At 72.1% G+C, this 24815-nt stretch carries 26 protein-coding genes; 15 read left to right on the top strand and 11 right to left on the bottom strand.

What is annotated here, in order from left to right; translation table 11 throughout:
- Positions 1-18: 18 nt before the first annotated feature.
- The 3 genes from JNB62_RS08750 to JNB62_RS08760 form a co-directional block, all read right to left on the bottom strand.
- Positions 19-1329: an MFS transporter gene (locus JNB62_RS08750; RefSeq protein ID WP_220300575.1), complete on the bottom strand. Its 1311-nt coding sequence runs from the start codon at positions 1327-1329 to the stop codon at positions 19-21.
- Positions 1330-1346: 17 nt separating this feature from the next.
- A complete protein-coding gene (gene trmB, locus JNB62_RS08755) occupies positions 1347-2012 on the bottom strand; it encodes a tRNA (guanosine(46)-N7)-methyltransferase TrmB (protein WP_222855899.1) in 666 nt (221 codons plus the stop codon).
- Positions 2013-2236: 224 nt separating this feature from the next.
- Positions 2237-3079 (bottom strand): DUF3097 domain-containing protein, encoded by an 843-nt coding sequence (locus tag JNB62_RS08760; protein ID WP_220300484.1) that lies wholly within the window; start codon positions 3077-3079, stop codon positions 2237-2239.
- Positions 3080-3324: 245 nt separating this feature from the next.
- On the opposite strand from JNB62_RS08760, the gene JNB62_RS08765 reads away from it, so the two are divergent.
- From JNB62_RS08765 to JNB62_RS08780, 4 genes are all read left to right on the top strand, one after another.
- Positions 3325-5340: a TPM domain-containing protein gene (locus JNB62_RS08765; protein WP_220300485.1), complete on the top strand. Its 2016-nt coding sequence runs from the start codon at positions 3325-3327 to the stop codon at positions 5338-5340.
- 100 nt (positions 5341-5440) lie between these two features.
- Positions 5441-6181, top strand: coding sequence for a PspA/IM30 family protein (locus JNB62_RS08770; RefSeq protein WP_220300486.1), 741 nt, complete (start codon positions 5441-5443; stop codon positions 6179-6181).
- A 313-nt stretch (positions 6182-6494) separates the two neighbouring features.
- Positions 6495-7331, top strand: a complete 837-nt coding sequence (locus JNB62_RS08775; protein ID WP_220300487.1) for an arginase family protein — start codon at positions 6495-6497, stop codon at positions 7329-7331.
- Positions 7328-7786: a Fe-S oxidoreductase gene (locus tag JNB62_RS08780; protein WP_220300488.1), complete on the top strand. Its 459-nt coding sequence runs from the start codon at positions 7328-7330 to the stop codon at positions 7784-7786. Before JNB62_RS08775 ends, JNB62_RS08780 begins: the two co-directional genes overlap by 4 nt.
- 1 nt (position 7787) lies before the next feature.
- On the opposite strand, the gene JNB62_RS08785 is transcribed toward JNB62_RS08780, so the two are convergent.
- From JNB62_RS08785 to JNB62_RS08800, 4 genes are all read right to left on the bottom strand, one after another.
- Positions 7788-8366 carry a hypothetical protein gene (locus JNB62_RS08785; protein ID WP_220300489.1) on the bottom strand — a complete coding sequence of 193 codons (579 nt, stop codon included), beginning with the start codon at positions 8364-8366 and terminating at the stop codon, positions 7788-7790.
- Between the two features lie 55 nt (positions 8367-8421).
- Positions 8422-8898: an SIP domain-containing protein gene (locus JNB62_RS08790; RefSeq protein WP_220300490.1), complete on the bottom strand. Its 477-nt coding sequence runs from the start codon at positions 8896-8898 to the stop codon at positions 8422-8424.
- A gap of 67 nt (positions 8899-8965) precedes the next feature.
- Positions 8966-9718: a tyrosine-protein phosphatase gene (locus JNB62_RS08795; RefSeq protein WP_222855901.1), complete on the bottom strand. Its 753-nt coding sequence runs from the start codon at positions 9716-9718 to the stop codon at positions 8966-8968.
- On the bottom strand, positions 9712-10221 hold the full coding sequence (locus JNB62_RS08800; RefSeq protein ID WP_220300491.1) for a carboxymuconolactone decarboxylase family protein: 510 nt from the start codon (positions 10219-10221) through the stop codon (positions 9712-9714). Before JNB62_RS08800 ends, JNB62_RS08795 begins: the two co-directional genes overlap by 7 nt.
- 66 nt (positions 10222-10287) lie before the next feature.
- Here JNB62_RS08800 and JNB62_RS08805 point away from each other — a divergent pair, with 66 nt between their 5' ends.
- The 8 genes from JNB62_RS08805 to JNB62_RS08840 all read left to right on the top strand — a co-directional run bounded on the left by JNB62_RS08805 (position 10288) and on the right by JNB62_RS08840 (position 17925).
- Positions 10288-11244, top strand: coding sequence for an alpha/beta fold hydrolase (locus JNB62_RS08805; RefSeq protein WP_220300492.1), 957 nt, complete (start codon positions 10288-10290; stop codon positions 11242-11244).
- Positions 11245-11410: 166 nt separating this feature from the next.
- Entirely contained in the window at positions 11411-12922 is a 1512-nt protein-coding gene (locus tag JNB62_RS08810; RefSeq protein ID WP_220300493.1) for an ABC transporter substrate-binding protein, read from the top strand.
- Positions 12919-13869, top strand: a complete 951-nt coding sequence (locus JNB62_RS08815) for an ABC transporter permease (RefSeq protein ID WP_220300494.1) — start codon at positions 12919-12921, stop codon at positions 13867-13869. Before JNB62_RS08810 ends, JNB62_RS08815 begins: the two co-directional genes overlap by 4 nt.
- A complete protein-coding gene (locus JNB62_RS08820; RefSeq protein ID WP_223231027.1) occupies positions 13866-14846 on the top strand; it encodes an ABC transporter permease in 981 nt (326 codons plus the stop codon). The genes JNB62_RS08815 and JNB62_RS08820 overlap by 4 nt, the downstream gene beginning before the upstream one ends.
- Positions 14843-15634: an ATP-binding cassette domain-containing protein gene (locus tag JNB62_RS08825; RefSeq protein ID WP_220300495.1), complete on the top strand. Its 792-nt coding sequence runs from the start codon at positions 14843-14845 to the stop codon at positions 15632-15634. Before JNB62_RS08820 ends, JNB62_RS08825 begins: the two co-directional genes overlap by 4 nt.
- Positions 15631-16425, top strand: coding sequence for an ABC transporter ATP-binding protein (locus tag JNB62_RS08830; protein WP_220300496.1), 795 nt, complete (start codon positions 15631-15633; stop codon positions 16423-16425). The genes JNB62_RS08825 and JNB62_RS08830 overlap by 4 nt, the downstream gene beginning before the upstream one ends.
- A 53-nt stretch (positions 16426-16478) precedes the next feature.
- Entirely contained in the window at positions 16479-17552 is a 1074-nt protein-coding gene (locus tag JNB62_RS08835; RefSeq protein WP_220300578.1) for a M4 family metallopeptidase, read from the top strand.
- Positions 17530-17925, top strand: coding sequence for a protealysin inhibitor emfourin (locus JNB62_RS08840; RefSeq protein ID WP_220300497.1), 396 nt, complete (start codon positions 17530-17532; stop codon positions 17923-17925). The genes JNB62_RS08835 and JNB62_RS08840 overlap by 23 nt, the downstream gene beginning before the upstream one ends.
- On the opposite strand, the gene JNB62_RS08845 is transcribed toward JNB62_RS08840, so the two are convergent.
- Positions 17885-18508 (bottom strand): GNAT family N-acetyltransferase, encoded by a 624-nt coding sequence (locus tag JNB62_RS08845; RefSeq protein WP_220300498.1) that lies wholly within the window; start codon positions 18506-18508, stop codon positions 17885-17887. The two genes, JNB62_RS08840 and JNB62_RS08845, sit on opposite strands and share 41 nt — an antisense overlap.
- 16 nt (positions 18509-18524) lie before the next feature.
- Entirely contained in the window at positions 18525-19241 is a 717-nt protein-coding gene (locus JNB62_RS08850; RefSeq protein ID WP_220300499.1) for a uracil-DNA glycosylase, read from the bottom strand.
- Positions 19242-19326: 85 nt separating this feature from the next.
- Here JNB62_RS08850 and JNB62_RS08855 point away from each other — a divergent pair, with 85 nt between their 5' ends.
- Positions 19327-20859: an MFS transporter gene (locus tag JNB62_RS08855; RefSeq protein WP_308291760.1), complete on the top strand. Its 1533-nt coding sequence runs from the start codon at positions 19327-19329 to the stop codon at positions 20857-20859.
- Between the two features lie 13 nt (positions 20860-20872).
- On the opposite strand, the gene JNB62_RS08860 is transcribed toward JNB62_RS08855, so the two are convergent.
- A complete protein-coding gene (locus JNB62_RS08860) occupies positions 20873-21661 on the bottom strand; it encodes an SDR family oxidoreductase (protein WP_220300500.1) in 789 nt (262 codons plus the stop codon).
- Positions 21662-21824: 163 nt separating this feature from the next.
- Here JNB62_RS08860 and JNB62_RS08865 point away from each other — a divergent pair, with 163 nt between their 5' ends.
- Positions 21825-23147: a bifunctional o-acetylhomoserine/o-acetylserine sulfhydrylase gene (locus tag JNB62_RS08865; RefSeq protein WP_220300501.1), complete on the top strand. Its 1323-nt coding sequence runs from the start codon at positions 21825-21827 to the stop codon at positions 23145-23147.
- 60 nt (positions 23148-23207) lie between these two features.
- On the opposite strand, the gene JNB62_RS08870 is transcribed toward JNB62_RS08865, so the two are convergent.
- A complete protein-coding gene (locus JNB62_RS08870; protein WP_220300502.1) occupies positions 23208-23441 on the bottom strand; it encodes a hypothetical protein in 234 nt (77 codons plus the stop codon).
- A 115-nt stretch (positions 23442-23556) separates the two neighbouring features.
- Between JNB62_RS08870 and metX the strand changes: the two genes are divergently transcribed.
- Positions 23557-24762 carry a homoserine O-acetyltransferase MetX gene (gene metX / locus JNB62_RS08875; protein WP_220300503.1) on the top strand — a complete coding sequence of 402 codons (1206 nt, stop codon included), beginning with the start codon at positions 23557-23559 and terminating at the stop codon, positions 24760-24762.
- Positions 24763-24815 lie beyond the last annotated feature (53 nt).

A 24815-nucleotide genomic window follows, 5' to 3' on the forward strand; every position in this document is an offset into this window, starting at 1 on the left:
GGCTCCTGCGGCGTCGTGTCAGTGGTCGAGGGGGTGGGCGAGCTCGTCCTTCGGCATGCGCGCGACGAGGTACGCGATCGTGCCCAGGATCAGCGGGATGACGCCCGCCGCGATGAAGATCGCCTCGATCGGCACGACGGCGGCGAGGGGGCCGGCGAGCGCCATCGACAGCGGCATGAGGGCGAGCGATACGAAGAAGTCGAGGCTCGAGATGCGCCCGAGCATGTGCCGCGGCACGCGTCGCTGCAGGAGCGTTCCCCAGATCACGTTGCCGTAGCTGAATCCGAAGCCGACGAGGAACAGGCACACGGCCATGAGCCAGTACTCGTGCGTGATGCCCACGACCGCGAACGGCAGCGTGCTCACCCCCCACACGCCCATCATCACCGTGAGGTACCGCCGCGGCAGCTTCAGCGACGACACGACGATGGAGCCCAGCACGCCGCCGACGCCGTAGATCGCCAGCAGGAATCCGAACAGCCGCGGATCCTCCCCGATGCGCTCCCGCGTCACGAACGGCAGCAGCACCTCCTCGGGGCCGAGGAACACGAGCACCCAGCCGGTCGCGAACAGCAGCGTCCACAGCAGCCACGGCGTGCGGACCGTGAAGCCCACGGCCTCGCGCAGGTCGTGCAGCACGCCTCGCACGCCCTCGGGCGCCTCGGAGGGCGCGTCGGTGTCGGCCGGAGGCTCGGGGCGCACGAAGAGCAGCAGCACGAGGGCGAGGGCGTGCGCGGCGACGATGCCCCACGCCGCGTGCGCCGGCGCGAGCACCGCCGCGACGATGACGCCGGCGGCCGCCGGTCCGGCCGCCTGCTGCAGGGCGGGCCGGACGGCGCCCTCGAGCCCGTTGGCGGCGAGCAGCTGCGTCGGCGGCAGGATGCGCGGCAGGATCGCGCTGTAGGCGGGGTAGAAGAACCCGGCGCCCGCGCCGAGCACGAACGCCACGATCGTGAGGTGCGGGATCGTCACGGCGCCGAACGCGCCGGCGACGGCGACCGACGTGATCGCCAGCAGGTTGAGCAGCTCGACGACGCGCAGGATGAGCCGGCGCGGGAGGCGGTCGGCGGCGATGCCGCCGGGGATCGCGCAGGCGAGCCGGCCCACCGCGTTCGCCGCGGCCACGAGGGACAGCTCGATCGGCCCGCCGCCAGCACCGATGACGGTGTAGACCATGACGACCGCCCACATGCCCGCGCCGAAGATCGACAGCACGACGGCGCCGAACAGCATGCGGAAGTCGCGGTGCGACAGCGGGCGGACGAAGCGCCACGGGTCGCGGCGCGCGGTGTCGGGGACGGACTCCGGCAGCGGCACCGGGCCGGTCATGGGTCCTGGCGTGCCGGTCATGTCCGGGAGGCGCGGCGATACGACAGGTCGCGGATGTCGCGCCCGACGCGCGCGCCCTTGCGCTCGAAGGCCGTGAGCACACGCCCCTCGAACCGCGGCGCCCACTCCCCGTCGAAGGTCGCCGTGAAGTCGGGGGCGGCCGACATGACCTCGCGCATCTGCAGCGCGTAGTCCTCCCAGTCCGTGGCGAGGCGCAGCGTGCCGCCGTCCTTCAGCGCGTTCGCGGCGATCGCGGCGAACTCGGGTGTGACGAGGCGTCGCTTCGTGTGCTTCTTCTTGTGCCACGGGTCGGGGAAGAAGACCCACAGCTCATCGACGGATGCCGGCGGCAGCAGGTGCTGCAGCACCTCGGGCGCGTTCGCCTCGACGAGGCGCAGATTGCGTGCGCCCGCACGGTCGGCGTCGAGCATGGTCCGTGCGAGCCCCGCGCGGAACACCTCGATGGCGAGGAAGTCCGTGTCGGGCCGAGAGGTCGCGGCGTGGACGATCGCGTGCCCCTGCCCCGAGCCGATCTCGACGACCAGTGGCGCCTCACGCCCCCACACCGCTGCCGGGTCGATCGCCGACCCCGGACGGATGCTGGTCGACGCGCGGTCGCGCGGAGACTCGAGCACGTACCGCGGCGCGAGCTCGGTCCACGCCCGCTCCTGCGCCTCCGACATGCGCCCGCTGCGGCGCACGAACGACACTGGCTTGTCGCGGTAGGTGCGGGGTTCGGGGGAAGGCGTGGCTGCGTCGGTCACCCCTCCAGGCTACCGAGCGCGTCGGACGCCGCTGCGCCGGTCCCCTGCCGGAGGACGTTTCGTCTGCGCGCGCCAGAGCGCGCTCCGCGCAACGACCGGCTCCCGCCGGCGGCGACACGGTCGGCGGCGGTGCCGGCATCCACTCAGGACGGCGACGTCACGAAGTCGATGAGCTCCTCGACGCGGCCGAGGAATGCAGGCTCGAGGTCGCGGTAGCTGTTCACGCGCGAGAGGATGCGCTGCCACGCGCGGGCGAGGTCGGCCTGATCGCGTGCGGGCCAGCCGAGGGCTCGGCACACGCCGACCTTGAACTCGATGCCGCGCGGCACGTCGGGCCAGCGCTCGATGCCCATGGCGCGCGGCGTGACGCACTGCCACACGTCGATCCAGGGATGCCCGACGATCAGCACGTGCGCGCCGTGGCGGCCGCGGGCGATCGCGTCGGCGATGCGGGACTCCTTGGATCCCGGCACGAGGTGGTCGACCAGCACCCCGTAGCGGCGGCCGGCCAACGGCGGCTCCTCGTCCAGCGCGGAGTCCAGCAGGTCGATGCCCTGCAGGTACTCGACGACGACGCCTTCGGCGCGCAGGTCGTCGCCCCACACCTTCTCGACGAGCTCGGCGTCGTGCCGGCCCTCGACGAAGATGCGGCTCGCCCGCGCGGTGCGGGCGCGGGAGTCGGGTGCCGCGAAGGAGCCCGATGCGGTGCGCTGCGGCCCCTTGGCGACGGGCGCGGCCGCGGGCGGGCCGAGCACGACGTCGCGGCCGTCGATGAGGAACCCGGCGCCGAGCGGGAACATGCGGCGCCGGCCGCGGCGGTCCTCCAGCTCGACCATGCCGCCGGTCACATCGACCACCGCGCCGCAGAAGCCGTCGTCGGCGACCTCCACGACGAGATCGCGGGATGCCGCCACACGCGGCAGCTCGCGCACCCCGTGACCCTTCCATCCCGTGGCCAGCACGTCGGCGCCGTAGCGATCGTCCATCGTCTCCTCCGAACCCGACACGCTACCCGCTCCCGCCTCCGCGGCCCCGCAGCGACGCTCCCTCCCCCGTCGACGACGTGCGTCCCCGCCGAGCACGCATCTCGCCGACGCATCTGACGTGCGTCGTCGGCGAGAACGTACGTTCTCGGCGAACACACACCTGGGGAGGGGGTGCCGAGCTACCGTCACGTCGGCGCGGCTGAATAGACTCGCCGGAAGGGGACCCGGTCCCGAAGGGGGTTTCGATGCGTCTGCGATGGACTGCAGCGCTCGTGTCTGCTGCGGTTGTCGCGGTCACGGCGATCGGCGGAGCGGCGGCGGCCACAGCCCCCGTCACGCTGGGCGACGGCTACGTGCTCGACGACGCAGGCGTGCTGTCGTCGAGCGACGAGACCGCCGCGCAGGAGCGGCTCGAGCAGCTGAAGACCGACACCGGACTGGACCTGTGGGTCGTCTACGTCGATCAGTTCACCGATCCGTCGAGCGCCGCCGACTGGGCGAACCAGACCGCCGCAGACAACGGTCTCGGCGTCACGCAGTACCTCCTCGCCGTCGCGACCGAGGGCCGCCAGTACTACCTGTCGGGCGACTCGTCCGGACCGATCAGCGACGAGCAGCTCGACGCGATCGAGCAGACGCGCATCCAGCCTGCGCTGCGCCAGGACGACTGGCTGGGCGCCGTCGATGCGGCCGCCGACGGCCTCACCGACGCGCAGGGCGGCGGCTCCGGCGCGGTCGGCTCCGACGCCTCGGGCGGCTCGTCGTGGCTGACCTGGCTGCTCGTGATCGTCGTCGTCGGCGTCGCGGTCGTGCTGCTGGTGATCTTCCTGCGGCGCCGCAAGAAGGGTGCCGTCGCTCCCGGACCCGCGGGTGCACCGCAGGTGAGCATCGAGGAGCTGCAGCGGCGCGCGTCGTCGCTGCTCGTCGAGACCGACGACGCGTTGAAGACCAGCGCGCAAGAGCTCGGCTTCGCGAAGGCGCAGTTCGGGGATGCCGCCACCACCGAGTTCGAGGCGGCCATCGCCAGCGCCCAGAAGGGCCTGGACGAGGCGTTCGGCCTCAAGCAGAAGCTCGACGACGAAGTGCCGGACTCCCCCGAAGACACGCGCGCGTGGAACGAGCGGATCATCGCGCTGTGCGAGGCGGCCAACACCCTCCTCGACGAGAAGGCCGCCGCCTTCGACGAGCTGCGCAAGCTGGAGCAGAACGCCCCCGAGGCGCTGCGACGCGTGCAGGACGAGCGGACGAAGGCCGCGGCATCCCTCGATCAGGCATCCGCCCGGCTGCGCGAGCTGCAGGCGTCGTACGCCCCGGAGGCGCTCGCGACCGTCGCCGACAACCCCGCGCAGGCCCAGCAGCGCCTGGCCTTCGCCGACGAGCAGCTCACCGCCGCGCAGGCCGCGATCGGCGCGGGCGACGGCGGCGAGGCCGCGGTCGGCATCCGCGCCGCGGAAGAGGCGGTCGCACAGGCGACCCTGCTCGAGAACGCGATCGGCAAGCTGGCGGACGACCTCGCCGCCGGCGAGCGCAATGCCGCCGCGCTGGTGACGGAGCTCCAAGGCGACATCGCGGCCGCGTCGGCCCTCCCCGACGCCGACGGACGCGTGGCCGGCGTGATCGCCTCCACCACGCAGCAGCTCGAGACCGCCCGCGCCCAGCTCGTCGGCACGGCGAAGCGTCCGCTCGTCGCGCTGCAGACGCTCGAAGCCGCCAACGAGCAGATCGACGCGCTCATGAAGGGCATCCGGGATGCCGCGGCCCAGGCCGAGCGCGCACGCCAGATGGTCGGCCAGGTCATGATGCAGGCGCAGGCCCAGGTCTCGACCGCTGAGGACTACATCACGGCACGACGCGGGGCCGTCGGCGCCGACGCCCGCACGCGGCTCGCCGAGGCGGGAGCATCGCTCGCGCGCGCACAGTCGCTGCAGGCGTCCGACCCGCAGCAGGCGATGCAGCAGGCGCAGCGCGCCGACCAGCTCGCGGCGCAGGCCATCCAGCTCGCGCAGAACGACGTGGGCTCGTTCGGCGGCGACGGCGGCATGTTCGGCGGCGGAGGCGGTGGCGGCGGCAACAACGGCATGCTCGGTGCGGTGCTCGGCGGCATCGTCATCAACTCGCTCCTCAGCGGCGGGGGCGGAGGCGGACGCTCGTCCGGAGGCCTCGGCGGCATGTTCGGCGGCGGCGGAGGCGGAGGCGGCATGCGCCCCGGCAGCTTCGGCGGCGGCGGCACGCGCGCCCGCCGGGGAGGTGGTCGCTTCTGACCCCGCACGTTCGACCGCACCGCGGCACCGGGCCGCGGCATCCACGATCCTCACTGAACCCGAAATCCGATAGGCCTGAAGTCCGATGAAAGGAAAACCGATGGCGAAGCAGTCCATCTTCGGTCGCATCTCGACCCTCATGAAGGCGAACATCAACGCGCTCCTCGACTCCGCCGAGGACCCACAGAAGATGCTCGACCAGCTGGTGCGCGACTACACCAACTCGATCGCCGACGCCGAGTCGGCCATCGCCGAGACGATCGGCAACCTGCGCCTGCTCGAGCGCGACCACCAGGAGGACGTGCAGGCGGCCGCCGAGTGGGGCAACAAGGCGCTCGCGGCCAGCCGCAAGGCCGACGAGCTGCGCGCGGCGGGCAACACCACCGACGCCGACAAGTTCGACAACCTCGCCAAGATCGCGCTGCAGCGCCAGATCAGCGAAGAGAACGAGGCGAAGGCGATCGCGCCGACCATCGCCACGCAGAACGAGGTCGTCGACAAGCTCAAGGACGGCCTCAACGGCATGAAGCAGAAGCTGGAGCAGCTGAAGGCCAAGCGCTCCGAGCTGCTCGCGCGTGCCAAGACCGCCGAGGCGCAGAACAAGGTGCACGACGCGGTCAAGTCGATCGACGTGCTCGACCCGACCAGCGAGCTCGGCCGCTTCGAAGACAAGGTCCGCCGCCAGGAGGCCCTCGCGGCCGGCAAGCAGGAGCTGGCGGCATCCACTCTCGACGCGCAGTTCAACGCCCTCGAGGACGTCGGCGAGCTCACCGAGGTCGAGGCGCGCCTGGCCGCGCTGAAGACCGGCGGCTCGTCGTCGCAGGCCGCGATCGGGCAGTAACGCTCCGCGCCGAAGGGCGCCGGGTCCGCACGGGCCCGGCGCCCTTCGCATGCCCGGCGTTCTCGCGGAGCAGCGTTCGACCCGTCGTGCGTGCACAGAATCGGCTCCGCTCGTGCGGATGCTGCGAGCGACACGCCGAGGCGGGCGACGCCGCGGCCGGCGTGTCGGCGTCGACGTCCGCTCCTGCGGATCCGATCGTGTGGCGGGGCGACCGCGGGCCACGCGGCGGCGCCTCGGGGAACCGAACGCGCCGTTCGCCGTGGGCGTGCCCCGATCGGATGCCGGCGGCCGGGCGGTGCGCGAAGATGAGGGGATGACGCGATACCTCGTGGTTCCGCAGTGGCAGGGCAGCCCCTCGTCGCGGGCGATGCAGCTGATCGACGGGGCGCAGGCGATCGCCGGTGACCTGCCGCGCTCGGCCACCACCGTGCTGGAGGTGCCGATGGAGGCCGGGGAGTCGCTGGGCAGCGGCATCCACCGTCTCTCGGCCCTGCAGCGCGTACACGGGCTCGTCGCCGACGCCCTCGACGCGCACCACGCCACCGCGCCCGACGAGGCGGTGCTGACGATCGGCGGCGACTGCGGCGTCGCCCTCGCCCCCATCGCGCACGCGGCGCGCCGCGCGCCGGGACTCGCGGTGGTGTGGATCGACGCGCACCCCGACCTCAACTCCCCCGCGACGTCGCCGTCCGGTGCGTTCGCGGGCATGGTGCTGCGCGCCGTCATCGGCGACGGCGATCCGGGGCTGTCACTGCCCGCGGGCACGATCTCGGCCGACCGCATCGTCGTCGGCGGCGCCCGGTCGTTCGACGAGCCCGAGCTCGACGTCGTCGCCGACAGGGGCATCGCCGCGCTGACCGTCGATGCGCTGCGCGACCCGCAGTCGCTCGCTGACGCCGTCAGCGCCACCGGGGCCGAGGCGGTCTACGTCCACGTCGACATCGACGCGCTCGATCCGGCCGAGATCGCCGGCAATGCGCACCCCGAGCCGTTCGGCGTCACGGTGGCGGAGCTCACGGCGGCCGTATCGGCGCTGCGCGCACGGGTGCCGCTGGTCGGGGCATCCCTCGCGGGCTACTCCCCCGCCTCGCTCGACGCCGCCACCGACGACCTCGGTGCGATCCTGCGTGTGATCGGCTCGCTCGCGTGAGCCCGATCCCGACGCCCCCTGCCGGCTGGCGCGCCGCCGCCGAACGCGCGGTCATCCGCGGTCGCCGCATCGACCGGCTGATCCCGCCGTTCCTGCTCGACTCGCCGATCAGCCGCGTCGGCTACTGGTACGGCTGCGCGGTCGGCTGGCTCTGGGGGTCGCTGTGGAGCGTCGGGCGCGTCGAGCAGCGGGAGGGACTGTGGGTGTTCCGCGGGATGCCGCGCTGGACGTTCCCCCGCGGCGGATCGTGCGTGGGCGCGTGCTTCCTCACCGGCGACGGCCCGCTCACGCCGGCGCTGCTGCGGCACGAGGCCGTGCACAAGCGCCAGTGGCAGCGCTACGGCTTCCTGATGCCGGTGCTGTACCTGTTCGCCGGGCGCGACCCGCTGCGCAACAGGTTCGAGATCGAGGCCGGGCTCGAAGACGGCAACTACGTGCCGCGCGGGGCGGCCTGAGTCAGGCGGTCTCGCCCGCGGCCGGCACGACCGAGGCCGCGGCCTCGCGCCCGACGCGGTACACGCGGCGTCCGAGCGAGAGCACGACCGCGAGCGGGAACACGATCCAGAAGAGGTTCGGCAGGACGGCGACCATGAGGAAGCCGACGAGGTCGCCGCGCTCGAGCGACTGCCGGGTCATCTCCAGGCCGCTGGAGGCCTCGACGAGGAAGTAGATGACGGTCTTCCAGAAGGTCGCCACCGTCACGATGAGGCCGACCACGACGCCCGACCACTTCTTGGCATGTGCCAGCGCCCACACGATGAAGACGACCTCGACGAGGTTCGCCCAGCTCTGGGCGCTGCCGAACGCGTCGAACTGGCCGTACCGGTGGTCGAACGTGCCGTAGAAGACGTGTCCGGGCCAGAAGCCCGCGAGCGGACCCCCGGCGTGCGACAGCGGACCGAGCAGCACGTAGCAGGCGTCGTACGTCTGGATGACGGCCGAGATCGACAGCCACACGACCACCCACACCGGCATGCGCAGGTCGCGCGGATCGACGGCGGACGGAGCGGCGGGCACGGCGGCGGTCTGCGTCATGCGCACGACTGTACCGATGCGCGCCGACGCGGCGCGAGCGCGAGGCCCGGACGGCTCAGCGGGCGGTGGTCAGGCCGTACTGCTCGGGAGCGCGGATCGACTCGGGCCGGATGCCCATCTCGGCCAGGTGGTCGACGATGTCGGCCGTGCCGAGATAGCCGCCCAGCAGGTGGATGCGGGTCTGGTCGTCCTCCGCGCACAGCATCTCGTCGGCCCACGCGGTCACGGCACGCGACAGCGCCTCGCCGGACGCGCAGCCGCGGCCCGTTCCCGGAGCACCCGAGCGCTGCGAGCGGTCCAGCCACGTCACGACCATGCGGCTGGGCGCGACGATGTCGGCCTGCCAGGAGGCATCCGGGATCTCGATGAAGACCCGGCCCGTCGAGCAGATCGGCAGCGTCGCCAGCACGGCCTCGAGCTCGGCCAGCGACGACTCGTCGGCCGTGATCAGGTGCTGCACGCGCGTGTGGCGCGACGAACGGCACGCGGAGGCGTTGTGCACGACGGGCTGCGACGAGGTGGTGTGGGGCATGGCTCCTTCAGAATACCCCATACGAAGGGTTGCCTTACCTCACACCGTAACGAAGGGATGCCGCGACTCAGAGCCGCCGCAGCAGGACGCGCCGCAGCTCGGTCAGCTCGTCGTCGGCGAGCCCGTGCGCGCGCAGGTAGTCGGCGGCCGACCCGTACCGGCCGGTCACGTCCTCCAGCAGCGCCCGCATCACCGGCGCCGGAGACCGCGTCGCGAGGTCCTCGAGGTGCACCGCCTCGGGATGCATCGCCCGCAGCATCTCGACGACGCGACGATTGCGATACTCCGGCAGCAGCCCCTCGGTGCGGGCGTAGTCGGCGACCACGGCGTCGGCGTCGACTCCCGCCGCGGCGAGGGTCAGGGCGACGGTGACGCCGGTGCGATCCTTGCCGACCGTGCAGTGCACGAGCACGGGCTGATCCGCGAGGATCCCGCGCACGACCTCGACCACGCCCGCCGACGAGTCGTCCACCAGCTGCCGGTACATGTCGTCGAGGCTGAGGTCGTCGCGGAAGAACGACTCCACCGACCCGAGGAACAGGGGCACGCGCTGCGTCACGACGTCGACGCCGTCCAGGCGGCTGGGCTCGCGCACGACCTCGTCGTCGGCGCGCAGGTCGATGATGCGACGCAGGCGCAGCTCTGCGAGCGCGCGCGTGCCGGAGGCGTCCAGGCGCGCGAGGTTGCCCGAGCGGAACAGGACGCCGTGACGCGTGACGGCGGTACCCGCCGGAAGGCCGCCGACGTCCCGCAGGTTGACCGCTCCCGCGACGACCGGGTCGGGCACGGCCGCCGGATCGGCGGGCGGTGGCGTCACCAGGCCTTGCCTCGCGCGGCGTCCTTGTCTTCGCCGGCGAGGTCGTCGCGCGGCGGGACGCCGTAGCGACCCGCGATCGCGATGCGGTTGAACGCGTTGATCGACACCAGGATCCAGCTGAGCGCGACGTACTCCTGCTCGCTGAGCACGCTGCCGACGCGGTCGTACACCTCGTCGGGAACGCCCTCGTCGTGGATGAAGACGTACGCCTCGGCGAGCTCCAGGCCGGCGCGCTCGCGATCGGTGAACACGCCCGAGTCGCGCCACACGGCCAGCTGCGCGATCTCGTCCGCCGAGATGCCGGCCGCCACCGCACGCTCCACGTGCACGCGCACGCAGTAGGCGCAGCCGTTGAGCTGCGACGCGTGGATCTGGACGAGCTCTTTGAGCCGGTCGTCGATGCCGTTGTCGGCGGCGAGGTCGCCGACGGTCTTCGAGAAGGCCGAGAGTGCCTGGTATGCGGGTCGCGCCGCCCGCGACAGGTGCACGCGGTGTTCTGCCGTCATGACGCCAGACTACCCACGGGCGCCTCCGCCGCGACCGGCCGGTTCGCCGTGGGGCACAATGAGCGGGTGAGCGACCCCATCGACGAGTTCTCGTTCCTCCCCGCGCAGGCAGAGGAGGCCGGGCTGGACGTCGCGGTCCCCCGCGGCGAGCGCCTGTCACTGACGCTGGACGACGGGCGGACGCTGAGCGCCCTGCGGTACACGCCCGCGGGCGCGGCCGGCGCGGCGCCTGTCGTCACGTTCCTGCACGGCGCCGGCCTGAACGCCCACACGTGGGACACCACGATCCTCGCCCTCGGCCTGCCCGCGCTCGCGATCGACCTGCCCGGCCACGGCGACTCGTCATGGCGCGAGGACGCCGCGTACGTCGCCCGCGTGCTCGCCCCCGACGTCGCCGCGGGCATGGACGCGTGGACCGGCGCCCCGCAGGTGCTCGTCGGGCAGTCGCTCGGCGGTCTCACCGCGGCGGCGGTGGCGGCATCCCGTCCGGATCTCGTGCGCGAGCTCGTCGTCATCGACATCACGCCGGGGCTCGACCCCGACGGCGGTGCGAGCCAGATCCGCGAGTTCTTCGCCGGCCCGGTCGACTGGGCCTCGCGCGACGAGCTCGTCGACCGCGCGCTGTCGTTCGGCCTGGGCGGCGGCACGCGACGCAAGGCCGCGCGCGGCGTGTACTTCAACTCCCGCGTCCGGCCCGACGGGCGCGTGGAGTGGAAGCACCACTTCGCCCACCTCGCCAACGCCATGTCGGCCGATCCCGCAGCCGCGGCGGCGGCGCGGCGCCAGCAGGACGCCGTGTCGGCGGTGCTGGGCGAGTCCGGCTGGCAGGACCTCGCGGCGGTCACCGCCCCCACGACGCTCGTGCGGGGATCGCGCGGCTATCTCACGGATGCGGATGCCGCGGAGTTCGCGCGGCGGGTGCCCGCGGCATCCCTCATCGAGGTCGAATCGGGCCACAACGTGCAGGAGGACGTGCCGCTCGAGCTCGGCACCCGCCTGCGCGCCCTCGCCGGCGCGGAATGACGCGTCACGGGAAGCCTTAACGCTTCTGTTGCGTTCGGAGTAGCGGGTTATCGCGAGTCGTCGCGATATCCCTAGGCTGTAACCCGCGTCAGCCGAGCCCCTCGTGGCCGACGCCCGCACCGTACAGGATCGTCACAGCCTGGGGACCCCGCCCGAAAGGACCTTCATGCTCCGCCGTACCGCCTTCGCCGCCGCAGCCCTGCTCGCCGCCGGCGCCCTCGCCCTCACCGCCTGCACGTCGGGCGGAGGTGACGCGACCCCCACCGCCACGGGCAAGCCCGACCCCGATGCATCGGTGGCGATCCGTCTGGTGCTGGAGCCGGGCAACCTCGACATCCGGCAGACGGCGGGTTCGGCGCTGGACCAGATCCTCGTCGACAACATCTACCAGGGCCTGGTCGCCCGCACCCCCGAGCAGGACATCGTCGCGTCGCTCGCGAGCGACTGGACGGTCTCGCCCGACGGCCTCACGTACACGTTCACGCTGCGCGACGGCGTCACCTTCCACGACGGGCAGCCCCTCACGCCGCAGGACGTGGTGTGGTCGCTCACCACTCGTCGCGACACCGCGGAGTGGCGCGACTCGGGCCGCCTCGCGAACGTGACCTCGATCACCGCCGAGGGGCAGGACATCACGCTGACCCTCTCGCAGCCGGACTCGAGCCTGCTGTGGAACCTCACCGGGCGTGCCGGCATCATCCTCAAAGAGGGCGACACGGTCGACTACAAGACGAAAGAGAACGGCACCGGCCCGTTCACGCTGAAGAACTGGACCCAGGGCGACAGCATCACCCTCGCGCGCAACGACGCCTACTGGGGCGAAAAGGCGGGCGTCGCGGAGGTCGTCCTCGACTACATCCCCGACAACCAGGCCGCCCTCAACGCGGCGCTCGCCAACGAGGTCGACGTGCTGACGGGGTTCGACGCGAACCTGAAGGACCAGGTCGAGGCGAACGGCGACTTCGCCCTCGTGCTCGGCAAGTCCACCGACAAGGGGACGCTCGCATTCAACCAGACGTCCGGCCCGCTCGCCGACCAGCGCGTGCGTCAGGCGATCCGCCAGGCGATCGACCACGAGGCGTTCGTCGACGCCCTCGCCTCGGGCGAGACGCTGTACGGCCCCATCCCCGAGCTCGACCCCGGGTTCGAGGATCTGTCGGACGTCGCCCCGTACGATCCCGAAGCGGCCAAGAAGCTCCTCAAGGAGGCCGGCGCCGAGGACCTGGAGCTGACGCTCACGATCCCGAACTTCTACTCGACGACGATCCCTCAGATCCTGGTGTCGGACCTCAACGAGGTCGGCATCACCCTCGAGGTCAACTCCGTCGACTTCTCGACGTGGCTGACCGACGTGTACACGAACCACGACTACGAGCTCAGCTTCGTGCTGCACACGGAGGCGCGCGACTTCGAGAACTGGGCAGACCCGGACTACTACTTCACCTACGACAACCCCGAGGTCCAGTCGCTGTACACGCAGGCGCTGGCCGCGACCGACGAGACCGAGGCCGCAGACCTGCTCGCCCAGGCCGCGAAGATCGTCTCGGAGGACGCCGGCGCCGACTGGCTCTACAACGGCGCCTCGGTCCTGGCGGTCGGCACTAACATCACCGGTATGCCCTCGATCAACGTGAACGAGCGCCTGAACCTCGCCGAGATCGCCAAGAGCAACGGGTGATCCGCTACACGCTGACCCGGTTCGCCCTGCTCCTGCTGGGGCTGCTGGTGGCCAGCGTGCTCATCTTCCTCACCCTGCGCGTGCTGCCCGGCGACATCGCGCAGCTGATCGGCGGCGTCAACAGCAGTCCCGAGCAGATCGCCGCGATCCGCACGCAGCTGGGCCTGGACCGTCCGCTGGCGGTGCAGTACCTGGAGTGGATCGGCGGCGTGCTGCGCGGCGATCTCGGCACGTCGCTGCTCACCGGCACGCCGGTGGTCGACGAGCTCGTGCAGAAGGCGCAGGTGACGGTGCCGCTGGGCATCCTGGCGCTGCTGGTCGCGGTGATCATCAGCGTGCCGCTCGGCGTGCTGTCGGCGATGCGCCGCGGTCACGCCGACGGCACGGCGCTGAGCGTCGGCTCGCAGACCCTCGCCGCCGTGCCCGTCGTGTGGGCCGGCATGATGCTGGTCGTGGTGTTCGCGGTGTGGCTCGGCTGGCTGCCCGCGCAAGGGTTCCCGCGCGCCGGCTGGGGCGACGCGGCAGCCGCGTTCCGGGCGCTGATCCTGCCGGCGCTGACGATCGGGATCGTCGAGGGCGCCATGCTGCTGCGCTTCGTCCGCAGCGCGACTCTGCAGGCGGTCGGCCAGGACTTCGTGCGCACCGCGGCTGCCAAGGGCCTCACCCGTGATGCGGCCCTCATCCGCCATGGCCTGCCGGTGGTGGGGCTGTCGGTGATCACCGTGCTCGGGCTGCAGGTTGCGGGGATCATCGTGGGCGCGGTGGTCATCGAGCAGCTCTTCTCGCTCCCCGGCATCGGCCGCATGCTCGTGGCCGACGTCGCCGCGCGCGACCTCCCGAAGGTGCAGGGCGAGCTGCTCGCGCTCACCGGGTTCGTCCTCGTCGTGGGGTTCGTGGTCGACCTGGCGCACCGGATGATCGACCCCCGGCAGCGGGAGGCCGCATGAGTCCTTCGACGAGCTCAGGGGCCGGTGCGGGTGCAGGGACCGGTGGAGAGGTGGATGCCGGCGGCCCGGCATCCACGGATCGCCCTCGCCGCTCGCGCTGGGCGTGGCTGGCACGGCTGTGGGCGCTGTCGACGGGTCGGTTCGGACTCATCGTGGTGGCCGTCGTCGTGCTGACGGCGATCGTCGCGCGATTCTGGACGCCGTTCGACCCGCAGCAGGTCGACCTCGCCGACCGCTGGGCCCCGCCGGGCTGGCCGCACCTGCTCGGCACCGACGCGACCGGACGCGACATCCTGTCGCTCCTGATGGCCGGCGCGCGCACGACGGTCTTCGTCGCCGTCGGCGCCGGCATCGTCGCGACCGTCATCGGAGTCGCCCTCGCCGCGCTCGGCGCACTCACGGCCCGGTGGGTCCGCGAGTCCGTCGCGGTGTTCGTCGACATCCTCATCGCGTTCCCGGTGCTGCTCATCGCGATGATGATCTCGGCCGTGTGGGGCGGTTCGCTGTGGGTCGTGATCTGGGCGGTCGGCATCGGCTTCGGCGTCAACATCGCGCGCGTGACGCGTCCCGAGCTGCGCCGCGTGCTGCACAGCGACTTCGTGCTCGCCGGCCGAGCGGCGGGTCTCACGCCCGCCCAGAACCTGTGGCGACACCTGCTGCCCAATGTCGCCCCGGTGTTCATCGTGCAGCTGTCGTGGGGTATGGCCGTCGCGGTGCTCGCGGAGGCGGGGCTGTCGTACCTCGGGTTCGGGGCGCCCGTCACCGAGCCGTCGTGGGGCCTGCTGCTCGCCCAGCTGCAGCAGTACATCCAGGTGCACCCGCTGTCGGTGGTGTGGCCGGGCCTCGCGATCACGTTCACCGTGCTGGGGCTGAACCTCCTGGGCGACGCGCTGCGGGAGGCCACCGATCCGACGCTGTCGCGCAGCCCCTTCGCCACGCGCCGGGCACGACTGCATGTGCCGGAGGTGGTGTCGTGAGCCTGGCGGTGCAGGACCTCGTGATCGACATCGGCGGACGCCGCGTCGTCGACGGCGTGTCGTTCGACGTGCCCGACGGCGCGCGGGTCGGCCTCATCGGCGAGTCGGGATCGGGCAAGTCCCTCACGGCCCTCGCGATCCTCGGGCTCCTCCCCGACGGCGCCGCGGCGCAGGGCAGCGTGCGATGGAACGGACGCGAGATCCTGGGCCTCGACGACCGTCAGCTCGCCGAGCTGCGCGGCGACGAGATCGGCATCGTCTTCCAGGAGCCGCGCACGGCGCTCAACCCCATCCGGACCGTGGGGCGCCAGATCGCGGAGTCGGTGCGCATCCACGAGGGATTGTCGAAACGGGATGCCGCCACCCGCGCGATCGCCGAGGCACGGCGCGTCGCGCTCCCCGACCCCGAGCGCATGGTGCGCCGCTACCCGCATCAGCTGTCGGGCGGCCAGCGGCAGCGCGTGGCGATCGCGATGGCGCTCGCGTGCCGCCCGCGTCTGCTCATCGCCGACGAGCCCACGACGGCCCTGGACGTGACCATCCAGGCCGAGATCCTCGACCTGCTGCGCGCGCTCGTGCGCGACGACGGCATGTCGCTCGTGTTCATCACGCACGACCTCGCGGTGCTGTCGCAGATCGCCACGCACGGCGTCGTGCTCGAGGACGGACGCGTGGTCGAGCAGGCGCCGGTGTCGCAGCTGCTCACGGCGCCGGCATCCCCCGTCACGCAAGGACTGCTGCGCGACGCGACGGCGACGCTGTGGCGGCCGGGCGGAGGTGACGCGTGAGCGAACCCCTCATCCGCGGGCGCGGCCTGACGCGCCGGTACCCCGCCCCCAAGACGCGGCTGTTCGAGCGCCGGAGCTTCACCACGGGGCTCGAGGATGCCGACATCGACGTGCGCGAAGGGTCGGCGGTCGGCCTGATCGGCGAGTCCGGCTCGGGCAAGTCCACGCTCGTGCGCCTGCTGCTGGGACTCGACGCGGCCTCGTCGGGGACTGTCGAGTTCGACGGCCGGCCCGTGGACGCGACGGCGTCGGCGCGGTCGCTGCACTGGCTGCGCCGGCAGACCGGCATCGTCTTCCAGGATCCGTACGCGTCGCTCGACCCCCGCATGAGCGTCGGCCGGATCATCGGCGAGCCGCTGTGGGCGCTCGGCATCGACGGCGACCGGCGGGCCCGCGTGCGGGAGGTGCTCGCGGACGTCGGGTTGGAGGCCGGCATGGCCGACCGCTACCCGCACGAGTTCTCGGGCGGGCAGCGTCAGCGCATCGCGCTGGCCCGCGCCATCGTTCATCGCCCGCGCGTGCTGGTGGGCGACGAGCCGCTGTCGGCCCTCGACGTCACGGTGCGCGCGCAGATCCTCGAGCTGCTGGGCGAGCTGCGCGTGCGCGACGGGCTCACGCTGCTCATGGTGTCGCACGACATCGGGGTCGTGCAGAACCTCTGCGACGAGGTCGTGGTGATGAAGGACGGCCGCATCGTCGAAGAGGGACCCACAGAGAAGGTGCTGCTGCAGCCCCAGGTGTCGTACACGCGGCGGCTCCTGGCATCCATCCCCGTCATCGACGCGGACTGATCGTCGGCGCGGACGGCTCCGAGGTCGGAACCCGGCGCTAGGTTCAGAGCATGATGAACCCCGGGATCGTGCCGCCGTACCTGCTCGCCCGCATCGCCGCGGTGCAGGAGGGCACGTGGGCGCGCGCGGCCGACGCGGCGCAGCGCACGCTGGCGGCTCCGCGGGACTACGCCCCGGGACGACGCACGCGGCTGCGGCTGTCGATCGAAGAGCCCGGTGTGCTCACCGCCGAGGCCACGCCGGCACCCGACCGTGAGATCTCGGACGCCCAGAACCGTGAGGCGCTCCCCGGCGTGCGCGTGCGCGGCGAGGACGATCCGCCCACCGGCGACGCCGCCGCCGACGAGGCGTTCGACGGTCTCGGTGCGACCTTCGACTTCTGGTGGGACGCGTTCGCGCGCGACAGCATCGACGGCAGCGGCAGCGCGCTGCTGGCGACGGTGCACTACGGACGCGACTACGACAACGCGTTCTGGAACGGCGAGCGGATGGTGTTCGGCGACGGCGACGACGACGTCTTCTCGGGGTTCACGGGCTCGCTCAGCGTCATCGCCCACGAGCTCGCGCACGGCGTCGTGGAGGACTCCGGCGGTCTGCTGTACCAGGGCCAGTCCGGCGCGCTCAACGAGTCGATCGCCGACGTGTTCGGCGCGCTCGCCGAGCAGCATCTCGCGGGCCACACGGCCGACCAGGCGACGTGGCTCATCGGCGAGGGCATCTTCACGGATGCCGTCCAGGGCACGGCGCTGCGATCGATGGCGGCTCCGGGCACGGCGTACGACGACGACGTGCTCGGCAAGGACCCGCAGCCCGCCCACATGAGCGGGTACGTGCAGACGCGCGACGACAACGGCGGCGTGCACATCAATTCCGGCATCCCGAACCACGCCTTCTATCTCGTGGCGACCGCGCTCGGCGGCCACGCCTGGGAGCGCGCCGGGCTCATCTGGTATCGCACGCTGACCTCCGGCACGCTGCCGCAGACCGCGGACTTCGTCGCGTTCGCCCGCGCCACCCTGACGGCAGCGACCGCGGAGTACGGTGAGAAGTCGGAGGAGGTCGACGCCGTCCGCGCCGGGTGGGCGGGAGTCGGCGTGATCCCGGATGACGCACAGCCCCGATCCTGAGCCCTCGCCTGCGACGCAGCCCGCCGTCGAGGTCGACGTCGCGCGCTCCGGCGGCTTCGCCGGCATCACGCGACGCTGGTCGGCGCAGCCGGCCGGCGACGAGGCATCCGAGTGGATCGCGCTCATCGACCGCTGCCCGTGGGACGAGGTGGGCGCGCACGACGCTCCTCGTGCACCCGTGCCCGACGGGTTCACCTGGTCGATCCGGGTGACGTGGTCCGACGCCGATCCGCGCGAGGCCCGGCTCGTCGACGACGAGGTGGTCGGCGCATGGCGCGAGCTCGTCGACGCGGTGCGCGACTGGAGCCGCCGCAGCGGCGGCGGCCGCGAGGTCAGCGGCCGAAGAACCCCTTCTTCGCCCCGGCCCGCTTGACGGGCTTGAGCTCCTTCTGCAGGTAGATCACGCCCAGCCAGCGACCGAACTTGAAGCCCACGCGCCCCATGCGCCCGACCTCGACGAAGCCGAGCTTCTCGTGCAGGGCGACCGAGCCCTCGGCACCCTTGTCGCTGATCACGGCGACCATCTGACGGATGCCGGCGGCCTCGCTCGCGGCGATGAGCGCCTCCAGCAGCGCGCGACCGAGCCCCTTGCCGGTCGCCGCGTGCCCGAGGTAGATCGAGTTCTCGACCGAGTACCGGTACGCCGACTTGCTCGACATCGGCTGCACGAGCGCGTACCCGAGCACCTGCCCGCTGGGCGACTCGGCGACGAGGAACGGCAGTCCCTGCTTGGCGAGGCCGTCGCGCTTGGCGCGCCACTGCGCGAGCGACCACGTGTCTTCGTCGAACGTCACGACCGAGTTGGTCACGTAGTGGTTGTAGATCTCACGGATGTCGGGAAGATCGCGGTCCTCGACGGGCCTGATCGTGTACGAGAAGGGGCGCTCCGCCTCGGGGCGGCGACGCAGATGGGGCGGGAGCACCCGCTTGTCCTTCTCGTATTCCTCTTCGAGCATGCGGTCCTCCGACCGTTCAGGCGGGCAGTGCGGGTTCGGCCAGGGCGGGCAGCGCCCAGGCGACGGGTGCGGCGCCCTGCTGCGCGAGCAGCTCGTTCGCGCGCGAGAACGGCTTCGAGCCGAAGAACCCCCGGCTTGCCGACAGGGGCGACGGATGCGGCGACTCGATGATCGGCGTCGAGCCGAGCAGCGGGCGCAGGTTCGCGGCATCCCTCCCCCACAGGATCGCGACCAGCGGGCGATCACGCGCGACGAGGGTGCGGATGGCGTGCTCGGTGACCTTCTCCCATCCCCAGCCGCGATGGGATGCCGGCGCCCCCGGCGCGACCGTCAGCACGCGGTTGAGCAGCATGACGCCCTGATCGCTCCACGCCGACAGGTCGCCGTGCGCCGCACGCGGGATGCCGAGGTCGGACTCGAGCTCCTGGTAGATGTTCGCGAGGCTGCGCGGCAGCGGGCGCACGTGCGCGTCCACGGCGAACGACAGGCCGATGGGGTGCCCGGGCGTCGGGTACGGGTCCTGGCCGACGATCAGCACCTTGACCTCCGAGAGCGGCCGTTGGAACGCCCGCAGCACGCGGTCCCCCGCGGGGAGGTAGTGCCGGCCTGCGGCGACCTCGCCGCGCAGCCGCTCGCCGAGCGCCGCGATGTCGGGCGCGACGGGGGCGAGCGCCTCCGCCCAGCCGGGGTCCATGACGCCCGCATCGGCGAGCTGCGGCAGGGTCATCGCCATACGCCGCGCCGATCGGCGGAGGGGCGGGGGGTCTTCATCCACACGCCCTCCAGACTAGGACGCGCGGTGTTATATCCTCGCGGTCGTGTCTCGCGCCTCCTCCGCCGCCGACCGCCTGCGCGGCTCCGCCCTCGGCATCACCGCCGGCCTCATCGGGTGGTTCGTCCTCGTCGAGCTGACGAGCGGCATCCTGCAGGGCTTCTATGTGCCGCTCTTCAGCGACATCGTCACGGCGCTCGGCATCCACGATTCCGACGTCAACTGGTTCGAGGCGGCCCAGCTGCTCCTCTCGGCGCTCGTGGTGCCGGTGATGGCGAAGCTCGGCGACATGTACGGGCACAAGAGGATCCTGCTGGTCGCGGCGATCCTGACCGCCGCGGCGAGCTGGTGGCTCGCGTTCGCGGGCGACTTCTGGAGCTTCCTCGTCGCGTGGGCGCTGCAGGGCTTCTACGTGGTGTGGCTGCCGCTGGAGATCGCGCTCATCTTCGAGCGCGGGCGCCGGCAGAAGCGCGGCACGTCGCTCACGCGCCGCGCCGCCGGTCTGCTCGTCGTGGGCCTGGAGGCCGGCGCCATCATCGGCGCCCTCGCGGCCGGACGCATCTTCGCCGCCACGGGCGGCGACCTGCGGATCACGCTCCTGGTGCCCGCGATCGCCGTCACGGTCATCGCCCTCGTGATCTGGCTGGGTGTGCCCGAATCCGAACCGCTCCCCGGCCGCCGCCTCGACACGTGGGGATTCGTGATCCTCGCGTGGGGCCTCCTGCTCGTGACCGGCGCGCTCGTGTACATGCGCATGATCGGCGAGCTCGGTCTGGGCGTCGGCGGGTGGGCGTGGGTCGCTGCGCTGCTGGCCGGCGGGCTCGCCGTCTTCGTGTGGTTCGTGCGGTACGAGCTGCGCCAGCCCGACCCGGCCGTCGACATCCGCGTGCTGCGGCGCCCCGAGATGTGGCCCGTCCAGGCCACGGCGTTCCTCGTCGGCATCAGCCTGCTGGGCGCGCAGGGTCCGCTGTCGACGTACGCCGGCACCGACTCGTCGCTCGGCTACGGCCTCGGACTCGACGCGACCGCCCGCTCCAACGTCATCGGCGTGTACCTCGTGTCACTCATCGTCGGCGCTGTGCTGTTCGCGGTGACCTCTCGTCGTGCCAACCCTCGGCTCATCCTCATCGTCGCGTCTGCGCTGGTGGGCATCGGCTACACGCTGTTCCTGCCATTCCACACCGAGCTGTGGCAGGTCCTGCTCAACCTCTCGATCGCCGGCATCGGCTCGGGCGCCCTCGTCGGCGCGCTCCCGGCGGCCGCCGCGGCGGCGGCCCCGCACGGCCAGACCGGCATCGCGTCGGCACTCACGAACACCACCAAGACGATCGGCGGCACGTTCGCGTCTGCGGTGTTCGGCGTCGTGCTGGCCGCCGGCGCCGGCGCCGTCGCGAGCCAGACCGCGGCATCGCTCGGCGGCTACATGACGGTGTGGGCGATCTGCGCCGCGGGCGGCTTCGTCGCCGCCGTCCTGCTGTTCTTCGTGCCGAAGGTCGCGTTCGGCGACCCCGACGCGTCGCCCGACGCTCCGGCCGACGACGACGAGGTGGCGGCGACGGGCGAGTCCAAGATCCTCTGACCGGCGACGCGGGTCAGAGGTCGTCGACGCCGCGGGGGCGCAGCGGGCCGCGCGCCAGCAGGAACTGCGCGGACTGCGCCACCGGCCGCATGGTGATGAGGTCGAGGTTGACGTGCCCGGGGGCGTTCAGCGCGTACGCGATGACGTCGGCGACGTCCTCGCCGGTGAGGGGGTTCTCGACGCCCTCGTACACGCGCTCGGCCGCCTGGGCGTCGCCGCCGAGCCGGTTGAGCGTGAACTCCGGCGTGTAGACCATGCCCGGCGCGACCTCGATCACGCGGATCGGCTCGCCGTTGAGCTCGAGGCGCAGCGCGTGGGCGAGCATCGACTCGCCCGCCTTGGCCGCGTTGTAGCCCGCACCGCCCGCGTAGGCGGTCTGGGCGGCGGTCGAGGTCACGAAGAGCGTGTCGGCGTGCCCGTCGGCGGCCGCCGCACGCCGCAGCTGCGGGAGCAGGGCCGCGACCAGGCGCTGCGCCGACAGCACGTTGGTCTCGAACATCCAGCGCCAGTCCTCGACGCGGCCGTCCTCGACGCGATCGGTGCCGCGCGCCCCGCCGGCCACGTGCACGAGCGCGTGCACCGGCCCGGTGTCGGCCACGAACCCGGCGAGCGCTTCGATGTCGGCATCCGCCGTCAGATCGGCGGCGAACGCGACAGCCCCGATCTCGGCCTCCAGCGCCGCGAGCCGGTCGGCGCGCCGTGCGACCGCCACCACCTCCCAGCCGCTCGCGCGCAACGCCCGCGCGGCCGCCTCGCCGATCCCCGAGCTCGCCCCGGTCACCACTGCACGTCTGGTCGTCATGCCCTCCACGGTAGCCGCGAGCAGCGCATCGAGTGTGACGTCACATTTCCCCCGCGTTGTTGACAAGCGCACCGGATCCGTACTGTCGAACGCGTCGGGAGGATGTGCACCCGGCATCCATCCCCGGGGATCCGACCCGGCACACGACCCGCAGGAGACAGCCATGGCCGCTTCCGAGAACTGGCGTTTCGAGACCAAGCAGATCCACTCGGGCGCGCAGCCCGACCCGGTCACGAAGGCTCGCGCGACGCCGATCTACCAGACCACGTCGTACGTGTTCGACAACACCGACCACGCCGCGAACCTGTTCGCGCTGGCCGAGTTCGGCAACATCTACACCCGCATCCAGAACCCGACCCAGGCGGTCGTCGAGGAGCGCGTCGCGGCGCTCGAGGGCGGCACCGGTGCGCTCCTGCTCGCGAGCGGCCAGGCCGCGTCGACCTTCGCGATCCTCAACATCGCCGAGGCGGGGGACCACTTCGTCGCGTCGAGCTCGATCTACGGCGGCACGTACAACCTCTTCAAGTACACGCTCGCCAAGCTCGGCATCGACGTCACGTTCGTCGAGAACCAGGACGACCCCGAGGAGTGGCGCCGCGCCGTCCGCCCGAACACCAAGCTCTTCTTCGCCGAGACCATCGGCAACCCGAAGATCAACGTGCTCGACATCCGCACCGTCGCCGACATCGCACACGAGAACGGCGTGCCGCTCATCGTCGACAACACGATCGCGACCCCGTACCTCATCCGTCCGTTCGAGCACGGCGCCGACATCGTCATCCACTCGGCCACGAAGTTCCTCGGCGGCCACGGCACGACCATCGGCGGCGTGATCGTCGACGGCGGCACGTTCGAGTGGTCGAAGAACGTCGACAAGTTCCCGGGCCTGACGGTTCCGGACCCGTCGTACCACGGCGCCTCGTACACGGCTGCCGTCGGCGACGGCCTCGCGTACATCATCAAGGCCCGCGTACAGCTGCTGCGCGACCTCGGCTCCGCGATCGCCCCGAACAGCGCCTGGCTGCTCATCCAGGGCATCGAGACGCTGTCGCTGCGCGTCGAGCGCCACGTGCAGAACGCGCAGGAGATCGCGGAGTGGCTCGAGAACCACGCCGACGTCGCGTCGGTGAACTACTCGGGTCTGCCGACGTCGCCCTGGTACGCCGCAGCCAACCAGTACGCCCCCAAGGGCGTCGGCGCGGTGCTGTCGTTCGAGCTCAAGGGCGGCGTCGAGGCGGGCCGCGAGTTCGTCAACTCGCTGACGCTCTTCAGCCACCTCGCCAACATCGGGGACGTGCGCTCGCTCGTCATCCACCCGGCGTCGACCACGCACTCGCAGCTCACGCCCGAGCAGCAGCTCACGACCGGTGTCACCCCCGGGCTCGTCCGCCTGTCGGTGGGCCTGGAGAACATCGACGACCTCAAGGCCGACCTCGAGCAGGCCCTTGCCGCGGCACGTCGCGTGTCGGAGGCCGCTCGCGCCTAAGACCCCTCCTCAGGGACAGGATGCCCCGGCCCGACGCTGAGCGTCGGGCCGGGGCATCCGTCATTCGGGGTCCAGGTCGGCGGCGAGCTGATCGGGCGTGAGCTGCGCGCCGGGAACAGGGCGCGGCAGGGTGGGAGGGGCGTCGTCCTGATGCCACGGCTGTGCGTCGGCCGTCTCGACATCGGCGTTGTCGCCGACGTCGAAGAGCACGTCCGCGTCGTGATCGAGGTCGTGCTCCACGGTCGGCGGATCCGGCAGCTTGTGCGGGGGCATGATGGGCTCAGCGGTGGACATGCGCGCATTCTGCCACGCGCGCGTGTCGGCACGGCGAACCCGCCGCCCGACGCCGTGATGCGCGGCATCCCGTAATGCACGAGGGATCCCGGCCCGGTCACGAGAGAATGGACGAATGGACTGGCAGACCTCCGAAGACACGGTGCCGAGCGCACCGGTGACGGAGGCCGACGCCCGGCAGCTGCTGGGGCGTCCGCCGGCCACCGGCGCGTGGCGCGACGGCGATCCGCTCGGCGACCGCCGGTTCGCCTCCTTCGGCGCGTTCCGCACCGAGCAGGGGCGCGAGCTGCCCGCCTACCGCCTGGCCTACGAGTCGTGGGGCGAGCTGAACGCGGCGCGCGACAACGCGGTGCTGGTGCTGCACGCCCTCACCGGCGACAGCCATGTGCGCGGCGCCGCGGGCCCGGGGCATCCCACGAGCGGGTGGTGGGAAGACATCGTCGGGCCCGGCGCCCCCATCGACACCGACCGCTGGTTCGTCATCGCGCCGAACATGCTGGGGGGATGCCAGGGCTCGACCGGTCCGGCATCCATCGGTCCCGACGGGTACGAGTGGGCGTCGCGCTTCCCGTACCTCACGATCCGCGACCAGGTCGCCGCGCAGGTGCGCCTGGCCGACGCCCTCGGCATCGACGTGTGGGCCGCCGTCATCGGCGGCTCGATGGGCGGCATGCACGCCCTGGAGTGGGCGGCAGGACTGCCCGACCGGGTCGCACGTGTCGGCATCCTCTCTTCCCCACCGGTCAACACGGCGGACCAGATCGCGCTCAACTCGGTGCAGATCGAGGCGATCCGGATCGATCCGCGGTTCCAGGGCGGCGAGTACTACGACGCGGGCGACGGCGACGGCCCCACACGCGGCCTCGCGCTGGCCCGGCGCATGGCGCTGCTGAACTACCGCTCCCCCACCGAGCTCAACCAGCGGTTCCAGCGGTCGTGGCAGTCCGGCGTGAGCCCGCTCGGCCACGGCGGCCGCTTCGCGGTCGAGTCGTACCTCGACTTCCACGGCAACAAGTTCACGCGGCGCTTCGACGCGAACTCGTACATCACGCTCGTCGAGGCGATGAACTCGCACGACGTGGGCCGCGACCGCGGCGGCGTCGAGGACGCCCTGGCGCGCGTCACGGCGACCGCGCTGGTGCTCGGCATCGACAGCGACCGGCTGTTCCCCATCGACGGTCAGCACCGCATCGCGCGCGGCATCCCGAACACCCTCGACGGCGACCGCGCCGTCGTGCTGGCGAGCGACTTCGGCCACGACGGCTTCCTCATCGAGACGTCCGCCGTCGGCGCCCACCTGCGCCGCCTGCTCGAGTCCTGACGCGTATCACCCCGGCGGCATCGCCCCTCCCTACCGGCAACCGATCGGAAGGG

This window comes from Microbacterium jejuense (genome assembly GCF_019511665.1).
Classification (GTDB): domain Bacteria; phylum Actinomycetota; class Actinomycetes; order Actinomycetales; family Microbacteriaceae; genus Microbacterium; species Microbacterium jejuense_A.